The organism is Salmonella sp. NW884, assembly GCF_051700745.1.
Lineage (GTDB): Bacteria > Pseudomonadota > Gammaproteobacteria > Enterobacterales > Enterobacteriaceae > Salmonella > Salmonella enterica.
This window is the reverse complement of record NZ_JAMMDE010000016.1, coordinates 19,461-37,254: the sequence shown is the minus strand read 5'-3', so window position 1 is coordinate 37,254 and position 17,794 is coordinate 19,461. Positions and strand designations below refer to the sequence as shown.

At 45.8% G+C, this 17,794-nt stretch carries 18 protein-coding genes; all 18 read right to left on the bottom strand.

Annotated elements, in window-relative coordinates; translation table 11 throughout:
* Complete coding sequence (gene pilM / locus NA197_RS22050; RefSeq protein WP_001749348.1) at positions 1 to 420, bottom strand: type IV pilus biogenesis protein PilM; 420 nt, start codon at positions 418 to 420, stop codon at positions 1 to 3.
* 74 nt (positions 421 to 494) lie between these two features.
* The gene (gene pilV / locus NA197_RS22045; protein WP_001749349.1) at positions 495 to 1,814 is read right to left on the bottom strand and encodes a shufflon system plasmid conjugative transfer pilus tip adhesin PilV; all 1,320 of its coding nucleotides are present in this window, start codon (positions 1,812 to 1,814) and stop codon (positions 495 to 497) included.
* A gap of 15 nt (positions 1,815 to 1,829) precedes the next feature.
* Positions 1,830 to 2,768, bottom strand: coding sequence for an ATPase, T2SS/T4P/T4SS family (locus NA197_RS22040; protein WP_001749350.1), 939 nt, complete (start codon positions 2,766 to 2,768; stop codon positions 1,830 to 1,832).
* Positions 2,769 to 2,819: 51 nt separating this feature from the next.
* Complete coding sequence (locus NA197_RS22035; RefSeq protein ID WP_001749351.1) at positions 2,820 to 3,332, bottom strand: type 4 pilus major pilin; 513 nt, start codon at positions 3,330 to 3,332, stop codon at positions 2,820 to 2,822.
* 295 nt (positions 3,333 to 3,627) lie between these two features.
* A complete protein-coding gene (locus NA197_RS22030) occupies positions 3,628 to 4,692 on the bottom strand; it encodes a type II secretion system F family protein (protein ID WP_001749353.1) in 1,065 nt (354 codons plus the stop codon).
* Positions 4,679 to 6,241 carry a GspE/PulE family protein gene (locus NA197_RS22025; protein ID WP_001749354.1) on the bottom strand — a complete coding sequence of 521 codons (1,563 nt, stop codon included), beginning with the start codon at positions 6,239 to 6,241 and terminating at the stop codon, positions 4,679 to 4,681. The genes NA197_RS22030 and NA197_RS22025 overlap by 14 nt, the downstream gene beginning before the upstream one ends.
* Positions 6,242 to 6,255: 14 nt before the next feature.
* Positions 6,256 to 6,714, bottom strand: coding sequence for a type IV pilus biogenesis protein PilP (gene pilP, locus NA197_RS22020; RefSeq protein ID WP_001749355.1), 459 nt, complete (start codon positions 6,712 to 6,714; stop codon positions 6,256 to 6,258).
* Positions 6,692 to 8,080 (bottom strand): type 4b pilus protein PilO2, encoded by a 1,389-nt coding sequence (gene pilO2 / locus NA197_RS22015; protein WP_001749356.1) that lies wholly within the window; start codon positions 8,078 to 8,080, stop codon positions 6,692 to 6,694. The genes pilP and pilO2 overlap by 23 nt, the downstream gene beginning before the upstream one ends.
* A complete protein-coding gene (locus tag NA197_RS22010) occupies positions 8,070 to 9,773 on the bottom strand; it encodes a PilN family type IVB pilus formation outer membrane protein (RefSeq protein ID WP_024139111.1) in 1,704 nt (567 codons plus the stop codon). Before NA197_RS22010 ends, pilO2 begins: the two co-directional genes overlap by 11 nt.
* A gap of 113 nt (positions 9,774 to 9,886) precedes the next feature.
* Positions 9,887 to 10,879: a TcpQ domain-containing protein gene (locus tag NA197_RS22005; RefSeq protein WP_238560371.1), complete on the bottom strand. Its 993-nt coding sequence runs from the start codon at positions 10,877 to 10,879 to the stop codon at positions 9,887 to 9,889.
* 29 nt (positions 10,880 to 10,908) lie between these two features.
* Positions 10,909 to 11,220, bottom strand: coding sequence for a TrbM/KikA/MpfK family conjugal transfer protein (locus NA197_RS22000; RefSeq protein WP_001749359.1), 312 nt, complete (start codon positions 11,218 to 11,220; stop codon positions 10,909 to 10,911).
* Between the two features lie 88 nt (positions 11,221 to 11,308).
* Positions 11,309 to 12,928 (bottom strand): type IV secretory system conjugative DNA transfer family protein, encoded by a 1,620-nt coding sequence (locus NA197_RS21995; RefSeq protein WP_140236369.1) that lies wholly within the window; start codon positions 12,926 to 12,928, stop codon positions 11,309 to 11,311.
* Entirely contained in the window at positions 12,928 to 13,293 is a 366-nt protein-coding gene (locus NA197_RS21990) for a hypothetical protein (RefSeq protein WP_001749308.1), read from the bottom strand. Before NA197_RS21990 ends, NA197_RS21995 begins: the two co-directional genes overlap by 1 nt.
* A gap of 7 nt (positions 13,294 to 13,300) precedes the next feature.
* Positions 13,301 to 14,368, bottom strand: a complete 1,068-nt coding sequence (gene virB11 / locus NA197_RS21985) for a P-type DNA transfer ATPase VirB11 (RefSeq protein WP_001749309.1) — start codon at positions 14,366 to 14,368, stop codon at positions 13,301 to 13,303.
* A gap of 4 nt (positions 14,369 to 14,372) precedes the next feature.
* Positions 14,373 to 14,585, bottom strand: coding sequence for a hypothetical protein (locus NA197_RS21980; protein WP_024139104.1), 213 nt, complete (start codon positions 14,583 to 14,585; stop codon positions 14,373 to 14,375).
* 127 nt (positions 14,586 to 14,712) lie between these two features.
* Complete coding sequence (locus NA197_RS21975; RefSeq protein WP_001749310.1) at positions 14,713 to 16,053, bottom strand: TrbI/VirB10 family protein; 1,341 nt, start codon at positions 16,051 to 16,053, stop codon at positions 14,713 to 14,715.
* Entirely contained in the window at positions 16,050 to 16,865 is an 816-nt protein-coding gene (locus NA197_RS21970; protein WP_001749311.1) for a TrbG/VirB9 family P-type conjugative transfer protein, read from the bottom strand. Before NA197_RS21970 ends, NA197_RS21975 begins: the two co-directional genes overlap by 4 nt.
* The gene (locus NA197_RS21965) at positions 16,862 to 17,713 is read right to left on the bottom strand and encodes a virB8 family protein (RefSeq protein WP_000897122.1); all 852 of its coding nucleotides are present in this window, start codon (positions 17,711 to 17,713) and stop codon (positions 16,862 to 16,864) included. Before NA197_RS21965 ends, NA197_RS21970 begins: the two co-directional genes overlap by 4 nt.
* Between the last annotated feature and the right edge of the window lie 81 nt (positions 17,714 to 17,794).

Below are 17,794 nucleotides of genomic sequence, written 5' to 3'. Positions count from 1 at the left end.
TTACCTCATATAAACAATGTAACCAGAAGGAATGAAGGAGGGTTTGTTAATCCTTCCGGCTTCTGTCACAAGAGACGAACTATCCGAAACACCAACAAGAACACTTCCTTCCGTTCTCTTCAGAATATTATTGTAAACACCTGGGTACGCGGGCATAAACACATATCCCCTTTTATTTTCAATAAACATTTGAATATCCACATTAGCCGGAAGCCATGACGGAGCTGTGACGTTATGAGTCACATTTCCATTATAGTCAGGATTTAATTCATAATAAGAGTCAAATACATTAACGTAATTCAGAAACAGGAGGGCTTTGCCCTCCCTCAATGAAGCAGCATAATTGTCATTATCATCCCGGAGGTTTCCATAAAAAGCCAGCCATAAAAAAAGTAGCGAAATAACAACAAAGGATTTCATCTTTATTTTCCTATGAAAATAAATATCAGCACCTGCCACATGTATAATACAAGATCTAATTTCAGGCACACCAGTTAAATAAAACAATGAATTCCCATATAATACGAAGGATACTGAGTTGCGTTCATTGCACGCCAGTTCATGTTGCCGTTTGAGTCAGGACCATCGGTAGGAATAAGTTCTGTCAGAGCCATTTCTCGTCCGTCAATACGGTACGTGTTGATACACAATTTAAACCGCCCCAGATTTACTGTTTGCCCCGGCCAGACCTGGAACGTTCCGGCAACCCGGAAAGAAAATTCCGACGATTTCCATATTCCTGACTGGCAGGAAAGTATACCACCAGAAGCATCCCGCCCTATAAGCCCGTTTGGTGAGCAACCAGAACCAGCGGTGTACACTTTTTCAAGCTGTAATGCCTCTCCTGCATACAGTCGTCCATCAGCTCTTACTGTCCCCCCTTTGATCTGCCCTCCGGTTGAGAAATTCTTGTCGTTGTATACCCTGACCCAGGAATTATCCGTCATATAAATGCCGCCACCGTGTTTCTCGCTATACCATCCCGTATCTCCGGTTGTGCGGAACCATCCCCCGGTGTATGTCTCCCCTTCGGTGCGCGTCGTCCTGGCATTAACATTCGTACCTGTTACATTGTTTGTTGCGGTGACATTAGTAGAATTAACATCAGTTGCATTCAGCGTGGTTGTCGTTGTAGTGGCTGCGTTGGTTATATTGTTATTTCCCATGTTCAGGGACGTGCTCATCGTATTTAATTCCGGATGTCCGGGAACGGATTTACGATACAAGTAATCATTAATACTGATACCGTGATCGTAAAAACCCGCAATCACGACGCTACCATCACCGGGGTTATAACCGCCAAACGAAGACAGCGCCACACTCCAGCTACCCAGCGCTCCTTTCGCTGTGTTGCCGTCAATGATTCCCCCTTCTGCGCCAATTCCGATCGCAACCTTTCGGGCCAGGCTTTTTGACAGCCTGGCACCACCTGCCAGATAGGTCATGGACTGTAATTTATCTGCTGTCGGCTCAAATACTCGCGTCTGATATGTAGCACCAAAACCGTTAGTCGTGGAGAATCCTGTAGGCAAATATCCGGCGCTGATTAACCGGGAAACGCCAAATATGTACGGCGTGCTGGCTGTGGCCGTGCTGGCTATCATTGAGTGATTATCCTTGATGTAGAGCTGTACCGCCTTTTGTACCCGTTTTGCCTGGGTTGCAGCCACAATCGCTTTTGCCTGATTCGATAACCAGTTATTCATGGGGATCACAATAACCCCCATAATAAGAAACAAGACACCAATTCCGATAGCAGCATCGGTGATATTGATCATGCCGCGCTTCAGGGGAGGATTTATTAAGATAGCCATTTTCTTGATTCCATATTACAGGGTGTATTCGATACCGTTGAATTCATCCTGCAAGGCCCGATAATTGCCCTGCATGATTTTGGATTTGATGGCTGCGTTCTGCGTACAGTTCACCAGATTAAAAGCGTTGATGCTGATATTGCGGCCAGTAGCCTTATCACCACGTCGTACTGAGGTCATTGTCTGATGAGCGATGATGTACAGCGTATTGGCTACATTCTGTTTCGCGTTGTGGTTGATTTCCTCGCAAAACATCACGTAACGCTCAATGGCCTCATAGACAGATGAACCGTGGATCGTCGATACGACAAACATTGTCAACGATGCTTTCAGTACCTCATGTGCCGTTTGCCCGTCGCGTATTTCCCCCAGCAGCAGGCAGGATGCTCCCATGCGCAGGGCCTTTTTCGTCGCTGTTGAATACGATTCATTCTGACTAACTTCGAGCTGGAGGCACCGCCCGTTACCGTGTCGGCCATGCAGCAGTGTTTCTATAGGATCTTCAATGGATACCCCCAGACTCCCTGTTATCTCAATACGCTGACGTAACACTGAGGCAGCAGTAGTCGTCTTCCCCGATCCCATTTCGCCAGCAATCAGGCACAATCCGGTTGCACCAGGACGAGTGATGGAGCTACGTAATGGTGTACTGAGTGGCACATCGGTAAAGGGCAGGATACGTTCCGGCGTCTGGCGGATCACAAAACTGGCTCCCGACCAGTCATTGCAAACGACCGTCACACGGTAAATGCGCCCGTCATAGCGTAAGGAAAATTCCGTTTTATGCGTGCTGAAATGAATTTCGTTGCACGCGTTCCTGAGTTCAAAGGCATCGCTCTGGTAGATATCCGGCAAATCGGTCAGATATGCACTTGCGCCTTTCATTCCCTTTATTTCAGCAAATCCTTCTCCGAGATACAGGTCAATAAAACTCAATTCGTTTAATCGGTTCATGTGGCACGCTCCTGTTTGCCGGGCACAACAGCGTACCCGGCGTTCCTCCTGTCAGCCCCTCGTAGTGAACGCTACCGTGTTACTGTCAGAAGTACAGGCTGCGGTTGCCGCAATTGTCGACACCACACCAGTGACAGATGTTGAATTAATTTTTGTTGAAGCCATATCTGCTGTGCCGAGTTGCGAAGCCATATTAATACAATCCTTTTTGGAAAGCCCTGTACTGGTCACTGTAAATCCGGTATTTGCACCAACAACGGTAATTGTGCCACCAGAATGATTGTAAATCGTCGTACCGGAATATTTTACCTTACTTGAAATAGCTTCCGAGTTGATAATGGCCTGGTTATAATTGGCTGTTCCATAGCCACCATTACCTTCTCCCATATTTCGAACCTCATTAATAATATTACTGATGACATTCGTTTCATTTACAGCCCAGAACTTACTGTAGACTGTATAGCCAACAGCAGCCACAATCCCCAGGACAAGAAAAATAACCCCCATATTAACACTCTGGTCTGTAATGTTTATCAAACCACGTTTAACTTTCTTTAATTTCATTTTCAATTTACTCCATGTTATTTATGACAAACAAACCCCAAAAACCCCAAGTTTACTGTGAACTGAATAGACACAAGCAACCATAACAACTACCAGAAAAACAAACATAACACCCATACAAAAAATTTGGTCTGTAATGTTAATCGGGGGGGGATAAAATGACACCCCACCAATTTCCCCCGATTTCTTTTTATTTCTCCTCGATTTCTTTTTATTTTCCCTCGATTTCATTTTATACTTCTCCAGATTATTTATGATACACAACGAAGAAGTGCTATTGTGATTAGTAATCACATCATATAAAGAATGCCTGCTGAATAAGATCGGACATCACCAGAATAAGTAACAGAATCGCAATAGCTATTCCAAAATATCCCATCACCTGAATGACTGTTCCTGACTTCTCAACCGTCTTCACCGTCTTTTCCAGCCATTTATCAGCAAAACGATGTAGAGAGTTTTCCTGATTCGCGGTTTCAAAGAGGCTCTGCATCTTAATGATGGCATCCTCCCCTGGAAACTCGTAGCCGGTGGCATCCATAGCCGCCCCCAGGTTTTTCTCCCCTGCCTCAATGTTCCTCAATATGGCCTCCAGCCGCTCCAGTAGCCACGGAGAGGTACTGGACTCAAACATCCCACGAATAGCGGTTTCTATCGGAATGCCGGCAGATAACATGGCATTCACGTTGAGAATAAACGAGGCTCCCTGTAACCGCCTGTACACCGACCAGGGTGGAAAGCGGTCAAACCAGAAACGGAGATTACCCGTCCAGACGGACAACGATCTATAGACCGTAACGGCTAATGCAACAACGACAGCCAGCATCAGATACCAGTAATCTGTAATTGCTAAATAGAAATACCAGACACCAGTCTGTAATGTATTCCATTTTTCCAGCGGGACACTTTGTTTTATCGTTGGTACTAACGTTATACAAAAAATAGCAACCAGACCGATAGCTAAAGACTGGATATAACCAAAATTTAATAACGTTGACCAGACAGAACCGGAAATTTTATCTGTGCCTTCTGCAATAATCATGGCATTTTTAAATCCATCAGCCAGTTTCCCGGCTTTATCACAGGACTCAATAATACTGAGTTCCTGATCAGGTATCCACTCTTTAAAGGATTCAGCAAGGGAAAAGCCCGCTTTAAGATTCTGGCTACATTCCGTCAGAATTTCGCCTATTGGGTCGCCCGTTTTTTTACCTCGTCGTGTGTAATTATCAATGAGTTTTTCAAAGGTTATTTGCGCACTCAAACCATCGAGCAAATACTGACGAAAATTATCATATATTTCCATGCGATCTGAGGCATTAAACGTTTTCTGATAAATCCAGCGTTTAATCCGGTTCATTAAAAGTCTCATCTCTGTTCAGGTTACAGACTTTGGTATGGCCCGTTACAGGATCTACCAGACCATCATTAATCAGACTGATAAGGTTTTCTGCCAGGGAGGTATTCCCCTTTTGTTTCCAGTATTGCCAGGCGGCAAATTTTCCTTCCCGCTGGTATAATGACATGAATTTTCGATCCGTCTCGATGACCTCAAAAACGCCAGTACGTCCACGAAACCCCGTAAATTTACACGCCGGACACCCTGCCGGATTGCGGCTGAATACCCCTTCCGGTCGGGTGTACCTGGCAATAATTTCTGCGATCTCCGGCTCAACACTGTCACGATGCCCGGAATACGGCTGTTTGCAATCCGGGCACAACAACGGCGTCAGTCGAATCCCCACAAGGCAGGTAATCAATGTGGGATCTGTCAGATAGCTCTCATCAACACCAAAGCGTTTCCAGCGCTGGAGAACATCAATGGCCCAGGTAGTATGCGTCGTAGTCAACACTTCATGCCCGGTTTGTGCCGCTTCAATCACACCATAGACAGACTCGGCATCACGCGCCTCTCCGTAATAAATGGTATCCGGGTCAAGACGCAGTAGATTTCGTATCGCTTCAGGCCACTCCTCCATCAAAGGAGTTTGAATCGCTCCAAAAATCGGAGATTCTACGGGATCTTCCACGGTAATAAGGTGTATACCGGGGTCTTCTCTGAGAACCATTTCGGCAAGGCACTGTAACAGCGTGGACTTACCATGCCCGGTAGGTCCGTTAGCGACAATAATGCCGGTGATCTTTCTTGCCGCACGGCGGACTGACGCTATCTGTTGTGGCGTCATGCCTAACGAGTCAAGCGCCAGCGACTCCTTGCGTTTGCTGATGGGACGTATCGCGACCAGAATCCGGTTGTCTCCCCCAGGGCGAGTGGCAACTCGCGCGGTACTGAGGCCAAATTCTGTTACGAACTCTTCGCGGAAACGGGCATCTGCAGACTGTGTATAGCTCAATGTGTTGGTACTCTGACCTGCACACATGGTATTAAACATCGACTGAATCAGACGCCTGCCGTTACTCGCTGAATCATCAAATTCATGGAACGGACGGCGTATACCATCAACACGAAACCAGACACGGAAATAGTGGTCACTGACATATAAGTGCATATCTGACGCGCCAACAGCGACTGCACGGGCGAGAAGATCTTTTACTTTACCTTGCAGACTGGCCTCGTCTTCAGGCTGCTCATTTTCTTGTCCTGCATCAAACTTCCATGCTACCTGAGCCATTTCTTCGTTGTTGACCCAAATAACTTCAGGACGATGCCCGCTCTGCCGAAGCTTTGCAATTAACTCCAGATAAAGAGGCGTCTGATTCAGTTTATCCAGCACCAGAAACTGGCAGGTGTTATCTTCCGTATTTTTCAACAACAGGACACTATCCTGGATATCAGCGATAATGCTTTCCCCCTTCAATAACTGACGGAGGTTAATGCAACTGTGGGTACGTTCAGAAAACCGGCTTTCAACACTGCCAGGTCTTTCGTTCTGACTGTTTTCGCTCATTAATATTATTCCTGTCAGTTCAGTATCTCTTCACGTCGGGTGGAGATATTGCGCACCTTCACCCCATTGAGGCTGACACTCACTACTTGCCAGCGTCCGCCAGGTAGCATCTGTCCGGAGTTAACCGTTATTGTCTTACCGCCAGGCATACTGATCACCGCATTTCTTCCGTTAATTTTCACCAGTTGCGGCGTTATGTCCGGTGTGGCAGACACGGTATTTCGCATACCCGAACCGGCCTCGCCGGTCGACGATGAGAGCGTACCTGTGCTGATACTTCCCCCCACGCCTTCAGCCTCTGCCTGTGCTTTTTTGACCGCCGCCTGAGCTTCATAGAGAACCCGCTGTTTTTGCAGGGTATCCAGATCCCAGGCGGTTCCGGTCAAATCTTCTGCCCCGGCCATAAAACAAAAGGAAAGTAACAACAAGCCTAAGCCTGCCCCCAAATATTTATTTGCGTTTGTATTCGCCATAGACCGTCCCCGTAATTTTGTAGGCCAGCTCCCCGGCCTGACCAATTTCATAAATAATGTTATTAATGCGTACCCCGGTGAATTCGTCGTTCCTGAATACCAGTTGTGGCGGAACGGCTGTATCCACGCTGAAGGTATATTCCTGCCAGTCCTGTAATGGCATATCTTCTCCCTGCTCGTTTTTCTTCACGTCATTGACAGGCACTGCACTGAATGACGCCTGAATATTCACGCTCTGGAACAGTGAGATAACCTTCACCAGTTGCTCACCCATATTGTTCATCGGATCATCGCCGTTGGGCGGCAACGTGTGCGGGAGAGTGAATACAGATACAGATGTGCTTTTGAAATTGACCTCCGGCTCTATGCCGTAAATCTTTCGCACAGCCGCCACAAACTTTTCAGCAGTAGCAACGGAGTTATTAGGTCGGTTGTAGCTCGCACTCATCCCGCTCTGGTCACACTTCATTCCAGAAAGCTCCCAGCCCTCAATGGACAGGCGTAGCCGTTTAAGCGCTACTTCACATCCGGTAAGAAAATCCTGTACGGATGATGTGTTTATCCACGGATGGCGCAGTTTATCGAGCGCAGCCTTGTATCTCGCTTTACGATTAACCTCTTCCTGTTGCTGTATCTTCACTTGTATGGCAATGGCCCGCTGTCGTTCCTGCTCATTGAGCCATTTGAGGTAAAAAATCAACACAAGAAGTAAAACGAAGAGCGCACTGACAAACCAAAGTAGCTGTGTTCGGGTCATTCCCCAGCGTAGCGGCCGCAATCGAAAATCTTTGCGGATATTGCCAGGAGTAAGTATGGCGTCCAGATCCAGAACATCTGTCACCCAACTACCGATATCAGGATCGCCATATACCGGAATGACGTCCTGACGGTTTCCGGCCATATCCTGACGCAGATCAACAACGGCCTGGCCGATTTCGTCATGACCAAGTATACGGTCCGAACCAGGGTGGATGGTTCCTTTTGCTGTACGTCCCAGCAACGTGAATTCATCCTTCCCGTGATGATTTTTACCGAGCGGGATCACCGCAATGCAGGCACCATCCATCAGTGAGGCCAGCGCGACAATCAATGAGTAAGTTCCCCGAAGTTTCTGCCGGGTTTTCGGTGCAAATCCAGCCTGTATCGCCTCGGCCTGCCTGAGCGCAACAACGTCAAGATTGCGAATCCGTCCTATCCGGCGAACTTCCTTCATAATGTTGCGCTGGGCCTTGATCAGTTCCCATTTAAGCCCAACCACAAAACGATAACCGTGAATCTTCAGGATTCGGATTGCGGCATCAGCATCACTATTTTCCGTGGACTTCACTTTTTCCGTTCTGAGTCGAAGCTTCTTTTTAGCGAACATAAGGCGTCACCGTAATAACAAAAGTTTGCTTAGTTTTAGCTCCGGATAATGAACCGCCAAACGCAATATTTTCCGGCTCACCAACGCCCTTACGGGTTGAATTATCCGTATTTTGCTCAAATCCGGACATCACAAGCGTCTGACCCGGTTTCAGCCATACACGTTGCTGTAATGAGCGAGTATCAACGTTAGGAGCCTCAAGCTTCTGCGTATCTGAGGTAATAACACGCATATTCTTGAGTGAAGATATATCCATGAACATATTTAACATCAGACGATCGGAGTTCTTGAGGATTTTCGGGAAGATCGTGATGTTTGTACCTGTCGTTACACTGCCCGGCGTGAGGGTCTGAGTCGTAACGGTTGAATTTCCTGAAACGTAAGGTGTCGATTCAGAACTTTTCAGATATGTAGTCTGCTGGCCTACCAGCACAGGTGCCGCAGCCATATTTGTTGTCATCACCGTGTTGGTTTTGACATCTGCTACCCGAACCTGCTGTGAAAGTGCATCCAGCAGGAATGACGTCCCGGCAAACTGTTTTGCAGCCCCTTCAGCCGTATCAAGGACACTAAACCCACCGGTAATTGCATCATCTGAACCGGTACGGCTGCTATTCGCCAGCTTAATACCGTATTTGCCGCTAAGAGATTTCCAGACAAGGTTCCAGTCGATTCCAACGAGATCGCTGGTATCCGTATTAACGGTATATGTCACAACCTTGAGAATTACCTGCTTACTGAGCGTACTGTTTTCATCTTCTATATACTCGCCAACCTGACGAACAACTTCCGGTACATCCGTCACCATCATCGTTCCCGTCGTCGAGTTAAGACTAAGGCGGCCAACACCCGGAGTTAACATGCTCTCGACAGTGGTTTTTAAATCCTTATACAGGTCGTTCCCCATACCAACGGTTGAGGACATTGTTGATCCACCTGACCCGGACACACCAGAATCTGAGCCGCCACCAGAATTACTGCTGTCCGTGCCAGTAGAGCTCGATAACCCACTGGTGACTGTCCCTGTGAGTTTGTAGGAAGCATCGGCTGGTTGAATATCAAAGCGCTTCGTTTCCAGGTAGTAAAAAATTACCTCCCCGTTCTCATATTTCCATGAAATACCAAGCCTTCCAGTAATAAGATCAAGGAAACGCCCCAGCGGGCCAGAGTACCTGATATCCGTAATCTTCCTGGTAGCAACTGTAGCCGGAGTTGCATTATTATTTGCCTGAGCACCAAACATCGCCAGCGGCTTCATTTCGCCACTGTTAATTACCGGAGATGGAACATCAGTCAGACGCTGTGTCACACCACTACCAGCGCCGACCGTCCCCAGATATGCAGAGGCATCGGGAGATACGCGAAAGCGAATATGGCACTGTTCACTGAGATCCTGACTTAATTCAAATATATCCTGGGGTTTGACGGTTAAATACTGAATATTGCAGTTAACCACCTGACGCGGCGCATCGTATTTAGGCTTTGGCAAAGGAGTCGTATTTATATACTGGCTATTTTTAAACTGGACTACAGGGTAGTTATCCCCCATCTGGCGAACTAATGAAGATGCTTTAACTCCAGTATCTTCAGCTCTCTTTTTCACTTCATTCATTCGTTGAATGGTGCATCCTGAAAGCGACAAAAGCAATAACGCACCAACAGCAATAGCTGACGCTATAATTTTTTTGTTCATAAATATGATAACCTGAAATTAAGGTATTCGACTGATGACTAACCACTAATGGATTTAATTATTAATTACGATATTGCTTATTTCAAAAAAATCCACAAAAATTTAAATCCATTTTATTTCCTCTCATGAATTATAATCAGACACTGATTCCTGTAGCCACTTGCATATAAGGGAATCTGGGCCTGCTGGTAAAGAAGGAAGAGCTGGTCTGTCGCTTCTTCAAAGTTTTTAGCACGGAATGTCAGAGGATAGTCAATAGGATAATCAGTATCGGTATCCCATCGAACCGTCCATTTTCTCTTCGCTGTCGGACAAATTTCTTTTTCGACCCAGGAATTAAATCCTTTCTGTAAAGTTGTTCCTTTATCCAGAGTCCAGACTTTTAGCACCGGCACAGGGGCAGGTTTAATTAACGGTGCATTTTTCTTAACCGGAGGCAAGATACCCTGTGTCACAACCGGCACTACAGGGGGTTTCAGAACTATGGTTTCCGATAGCCGTGTTATCAGTGGGTTAGCCGATGGCGTTACAGATTTGACCGGAACGTTTGCTTGCTGTGCATACAGAATGACAATTTCAGCTTTTTTGTCGTTTATCTCGGCCTTTAATCCGTAGGATACAAGCATCTTTCTTAATACATACGGCCATTGGTCATTTCCCTTCCATGAGACATTATGGGTAAATTTCTCCACAACCGGAGGTGACAAATTTACCTTCCATTCAGCAGGAATTATTTCACGTAATGCTTTATACAGTGGTACTTTCTCACCGTCCTTGCTGACAAAACTCTTCATATCCGGTTTACTTTCTGTATGCTCTTTTATTTTAACTACTGGCGCAGTGGTTATGGCCGGAGATGGTGATGAGAGCAAAGTGGATGTTGCGGATATCCGTTTTGCTACTGTACTCTCTTTTGGTATCGGTGCCTGTATTTCCTGCCAGCAATTAAGGCAAGCCGGAGAAGAAGTTGCAACTGTACCGACAATCGCCCCTGACGTGTCAAAATCGACCCACTGTCCTTCAGGTTCCGTTAATTTTGGCGGAGAACTACATCCTGTAAGGATATTTGCAAGAACCCCGGCAAGTATCAGTCTTTTTCTGTACATTTCCGTGCCTTTTATTTTATCAGTTTTTCCTAGCCCTTCATCCTGCCAAATTTACTCATAATTTTACTGACATGAGCGGGATCGGCGGTCGAACACTGCCCCAGAAATTTACTTCTCTCTCTAAAAGTTTTCGAGGGATTAAAACGGTGATGTTTTTTGAATGATTGTATACTAAAGAATTTCTTTATAGCTGGTTGACATTCAGATTTATTACCATAAACCATGCCTGCCATACAAAAATAAACATCGCAAGGGTCATTTGGATCAACTTTATTTTTTTCTGCATATGCCGAATTCACAACAAAGCAAAACATCATCACAGCAACAAAATAAAATTTCATTTTCACTCCCCAATTCATAATAAATCAAGCATACATTATAAGAGCGGGATAAACAGATTGCAGATGAAATACACAACAAATACTTTTTTTATTCATCCTCATAAACATCTTGTTCTGATTCCACACCAGGAGCCATAATACGGCGTTTCTGTTCCGCGTTAAGCTCATCACCTTCAGGTGATGATATGGATACATTTTTCTTCACCGGGGGTCTGACTGGAACAACAAGCCCTTCAATTTTTGAAGTATCACCTTCAGGAATATCAGGTAGTGGGTATTTTTTTTCATCCACCCTTTCTTTAAATATTGGTTCCTTATACCAAAAAATCTTTTCTACCCTCATATTCATTGTCGGGTTATTTTTTGTAGGCTGAATAAAAACCAGTTCTTCCTTATACGGTAATTCATTAATTTCCTGTGGGAGCATCAGTGGTCTTGCCTGTAATGAAAAACCTCGTCCACGAGAACGGCGCTGTCCTTCAGATACGTTCGTGTTGGTTGAGGCAACTTTAATCGTCGTATTTCCCAGACGTTCACTGTATTTTTTTGCCGTATCTATATCACCAGGTGCAAATGCAACTTTAATATGAAATGGTTCCATTACTGCTTTACCACCTTCAGGACCGTAACAATTATCTGAGCAAATCTGACTTTCGTTCTGGAAGATGATGATATAACGTAAGCCTGCACCTCGCGTCAGTGCCGGTGCAGTTTCCATTACTTCAATACGTCCCATAACCGCGAACTCATCTTCCAGGAATAGTACCTGATATTTCAGCCGCAGCGATCCATCCTCGCAGTTCCCTCCCTGTTCCGGAAGAACTTTACTGTTTTCACGGATAGCCTGAGAAAAGAACAGATTCATCAGAGGACCAAATTTCTTTAGCGCACCTTCAGTTACGCAAAAATAGATACTGGTTGGTTCAACACGTAATCTGCTGAAATCTATATTCTCTTCTTCGTTTTCGCTTTCCGTTAATGCCAGCGCTACCAATTTTTCACCGTATACACTCAAGCGGCCAGTGACAAAGGACATGAGCGTGGAAAACTCTTTGCCTTTCGATTCAGATATGATCACCCCCAGCTCACGTACAGTTTCAGAAGATAATTCATCGGATCTGCCGTGCCGCTCATCAACCACTCGCTGAGCCCATTCGCCAAGACGGGTTCCCTGTGCTGCAATCTCATATACCTGGGGCAAGCTTAACGGCAAAGACGGCGTCTCTATGAGATACAAAATAATGGCCGTTACCACATCCCCAGCTTTCGAAAACCAACTGGCGTTCTTCATGTTGTCCGGTACATATAACGAGGATGTAAGGGTCCGCGTATCACCGAGACGGAATAAAGGGTCTTTGTTAATCACCTTCAACGGGTTCCAGTGGTGCGTTTCCAGTCGTTCCGGAGAAAAACGAAATACCTTCTGACCGCAGGCTTTACGAAATCCCGCCGTCAAATAAAAGTTTTCGAATTTGGTGTCGTTGACGACAACCGAATGCGGATACGTAAGCAGATTAGGTACAACTATACTGACACCTTTACCACTTGCCGGAGGCGCAGCAAGTATCAGGTAAGTCTGCCCATAAGATGCCAGGAAATTATTACTGTACGGATCTTTTCCAAAGATTATAGGAGGATAACTGGTTATTTTCTTCTGAATACAGCGCCCATTCTCTATTGCCCAACCTTTCGGAATTTTTTGTCCCATCAGTATTTATCCTCCTGTTCAGGCCCGGTATACCACATACGGCGTAACTCGCGCCGGTTGGCAAAACGAGCATTACCATGTAAATCTTTTCGATTCCCGTCACGCCCAACAGTAAGAGCAAAAAGCGATACTCCAGCCGGGAAGAACGTAATAAGAACGGTGACGACCCACGCCCAGGGCAACAACATTCTGGAACGGTCAGTCAGTGATGTGATCCCTCCCTGATTTATCAGGGTAAATAATGACGGTGCTCTGTCGTGTACGCCAGACAACGTAAGCCACATCCAGCCTCCTGCGTACAGGCCGATAATAAAAAATACACAGCACAGAACGAGAATGACGACTAACAGCTTTAGTTTTTCCATATTGGCCTCAATGAACGCATGAGAGTGCGCTTTCGATACTGGCGCCATTCAAGAGCGCCAACTGAACTTCAGGTTCATAGGTGACATCGAGGATCTCGGTATCCTCCATGTACATCACCACATCAAAAGAAGTGCGTACCCGTCTGTCGATATAGCTGAAGTCGAGCCCGGCCCCGACAGCAGATTGCTTAATGAGCCCGGCAATACGAGCATAACCATGAAGACTGCCGTTAGCGTGTGCTGTTGTAATCGTGCCCGGATGCCCCGTATTCAGTAGCTCCATAAAATCCCACGCTTCATCCCCGGTAAGTTCTGCCAGCAAAATATGATCACCTTTCATACGCATACAGCACGACACCAGATCTTTCGGAGTGACGTAATCTCCGTAAAGAAGATGTACATGGTTCAGGTGATAAGGAAGCTTCATCTCATTCAGTTCTTCAATCGTCAGTAATCTTTTATTTCTGGGGTAAACATCCACCACCGCTTTAGCAAAAGTCGTTTTACCTGAGCCAGTACCACCGAAAATGATAATATTAAGTTTGTGCTGTACAGCCAGCCGGAAAAACTCAATGAATTCACGTGCAGCAATCAGCCGTTTCATTTCTTTTTGCCAGTCGAATAATTCCTTCTGCCTGTTCACAGTTTGATTCGCCTTTCTGAAACGACCACTGGACACATAGTCATCCAAAGTGAATCGTTGCAACGATGGCTTACGGAATGTCATAGAAACGGTTCCACGTTCACATGCAGGGGGAATAACCAACTGACCACGCTCACCTTCTGGTAACTCCACCGTTTTAATCGGTGACTGAGGGGATAACGCCCTGTGGTTGTATACCGCCAGTGTAGAAGCCAGGTGTTCACACATATCCAACGTCAACCAGGGGGCTTCTTCACGCAACCATCCATCCGCTGAGGTTTCAATCCAGATCTCAAAGGGACGATTAATAGCCACTTCTGTAACCCCTTTCCGCTTTAGCCTTTCTGTTACCCCCGATTGTTCCAGATAACCCAATGTCAGTTCGTCTTCGCGAAGCGAACCAGAAACGTCGCCATATGCAAAATCACTCACGGCTTCACTTCTCCTTCAGGTTTTCAATACAAGATTCGGGTAATTCCCCTTGATGGCGAGAAATATCTCTGCATTCTGTTTTCTGCTCACTCACAGGAGCCGGGGTATCTGGTTTTAAAAAAGTTATTATTAATGCGACCGAAAACATTCCCAGCGCCCAGATAAGACGGCGAGGAATACGCTCAATAAAATTGCTGACGATATCCATTAGTTTCATAAAAACCTCTGACAACAATATAATAAAACAGCGCCAAATTTAATTCACAACCAGATAATTCAATATAAGAAAAACAATATTAAAAACAGAAAGTACCCGAAACGTCAGGGTACTTATTCCCATCAGTTTAACGAGAGGTTCTGGTTTTATAGACGCTGGAGAAATCAATATCCTGAGCCACTATCACGGTAATAACTGTTCCTGGTAATACATATCCCGTTGGTGGGATATTTATGCTATTTTCAAGCGCCTTACTTGCCATATCTTCCGCATTCTGTTCTGAGTTTTCTACCGTGTATCCATTCCCAGAATTCCTTTTTGTCAGATTTGAAACAGAACCTAACGCATCCTGAATAAAGGAAAGCATCACCGCACCGCCAAATTTTTTCCCGTAATGATTATCTACATACGCTTCAGTGCCGCTACTACCCATAGGATCTGTTCCCAGCCCACTCAATGAAGCACGAATCCCATCCGGCGCGGTTTCAAGTTCACTCCAGGAAGTGAAAACACTACTTTGACCAGCCTTCACTTCTACCGTCTGCTCCCCCGTCAATTCAGCCCCAGCTTCAGCCAGGATGACACTACCATCAGATGAGTACAACGGTCGTAACAGATAACAACTGACAAATCCCGGATAATCCGTTTTGACGCGATTGTACAGGACACACTGGAACCTGGTCTGACGCTTCAGTAGAAACTTACGCTCAGGGGAGCGACGAGCCCTTGTCATTGCGTATTCGCCTGAACTGCCTAATAACGCCCGCACAGAACCACGCCCACTGGAGCCTCCAGACAAACCGTTGTCGTCACCTCCTCCCTGATTTGCGAGCGCTTGTTTCACCAGTTCGTCTGGATCTGCATTAGCAAATGCGCGGAGACGTTCTTCAGTATCAGAAGAAGAACGGCCTGACGAACTACCTCCAACCCCCTGACTTATACCTGCCGAGTCAAAGCGCGTGACAGGAGAAAACATATCTTCCTCCTCCCGTACTGGCGGAGTTTTATCATAATATTCTGCATCTTCTGCTGGCTTAGTTTTGATGGCCGTTTCTGTGGTATCTTTCGCTTGGGCAGTATCCTTCTGATTGACATCTGTTTTCTTTCCCGCAGAAGAATCACTGATCGAGTGTCGGTTCTTCTCCATAAATGCGCCCATCACATCTTCAGGCGTCCGGTTGACCTGCGTAACTGCTTCAGCATTGACTTTTGACTCATCAATTTCAGGTTCCGGTCTCGCATTGCTTTTGATCACCGCTGCCGCAAACGAGATGATGATCATAAGCGTAATAATGATCCCTCCGGCAATTACGCCAACAATTTTCCAGTCAATCGGCTTCTTTCGACTCGCCGGTTTTAAAGAAAAAGCCCCCTGACCTACATTCTTATTCCCGCTCCGGGACTCTGACGATGTTACAGGAGAACTATCCTTCTTCTGGTCTGGTGATAATTGTTCATCCTGATTCACTTTTTCACCTCCCGAATCTCACCCGTGGTGGTGCCGTTATAGTTATACCAGCCGGTATTTGGCACCTTAGAACGAACAGCCATTACCAACTTATTCAGGCGAAGACGAAATTCCTGACTGACTCCATGAACAACCGTAATATCATTTACTGTTCTCATGTTGACCATGCTTTCAGTGCCGTCTGGTAACACTTCATAAATAACCGGACGCGGGGCGTTCGTCGGGAACCGGAAACAGGTAAAAGTACCGTTATCCCATACCTGATATGGCGAAATCGCTATATCACCGCGTCGCTGGTACTGAGTGTTAATTTTCCCGTCACAAGGGTTAACGTTAAGGTCACGTCCTTTGAATGGTGTTTCTCCCACAGGTGCAGGTTTGGGGTAATCGAAACGCAGCATGTATGTCATGGAGGCCAGCGATTTAGCCAACTTCAGTTCTATTAAATAAGTGCGACGATTAGTATTGATGATCATGTTTGTTTCCGGCTCCTCCGCATAGCGGCTGGGCTTAATCATGATCACACTCCCTCTCTTGTTAGCGCCCAAAATCCATTCACGATTTTTTGGATCTCCAGGCTTACCAACATTCATAGCTCCATCATCGCTATCAATAGTTTCGCCGTCCTCCAGACGTATCATCGTCACGCGATCTTTCATTGCGTAGATACGAAAAACGTTATCCGGGCTGTAAGTAGCTGTCTGGATTCTCCCATCATGCGCAGATCCCTTTCCTGCGATTTCAGCGCTGGCGTTCGGTAACAAGGTGGCTATAAGGCTTAATGCCAAAAATCCCTTGCGAAAAGTGGTCATCGCCCCTCCCGGATTTCCTGTGTTTTGCTATATGCAAGTACACCGAATCCCTTCGGATTAACCCATCCGGCCCCTTCGGTTAACGGTGCATTTCTGTAGTCAAAAGAAATTATCGCCGTCCAGTAAACACGCTTTGGTTCTGCAATAGGTTTACCATCGGCATCAAGCTTCAACTGCTGACCAATATCGGAAACAGGTTTGCCTTCTGCATCAAGTAGCGATTGTGAAAAACGTACCTGATACGTTTTTATATCGTCGCGTTCACCCAATTTCTTTTCATGGCTGACAGGTAAAGGCACAATTGAGTCAATCGATACATCCACTTGACGGGATGAGCCTAACGTAGCTACATATCCTTTACTGGAAAGTTGGAAATTTTTGTACTCATTAAAAACATCTGGATAAGAAAGTTGCTGGACAATAGCAAAATTTGCTTTTTGACTGGCCCAGTTATATCTTTCACGCGCCAGTATATACATCGAAATATAATGTTTATCATCCGCAACCTCTTTCGTATCTTCTTTTTTCCATCCTGGACGAATCACATCCATATAACCACTATTCCGGTCAACACGGATAATAGTTGTCTCCACCGTTTTTAATGGTGTAAGCCCCATAACAGCAATAACAGATGCAAAAGCAAGAATACCGAAAAATATAGACAGCCTACGGCTGTTCCTGGCTTTTTTTCGGTAGTCTTCAGCCACACGTTTTTCGAACCAACGAGCGGCCATTGTATAAGCCCGGATGTCCTGTATTACTTCGCTATTCTTTTTCTCCAGTTTCCCATCACCATAATGTAACTGGCGTTCTTCATCTATTTTTTTCTTTCCTTTACCAAATAACATCTACTCCTCCGGGAATGGCAAAAGCGCAGCATAAAACGCCACGCACAAAGCGATGGATATATTCATAATTTATTTACCAGG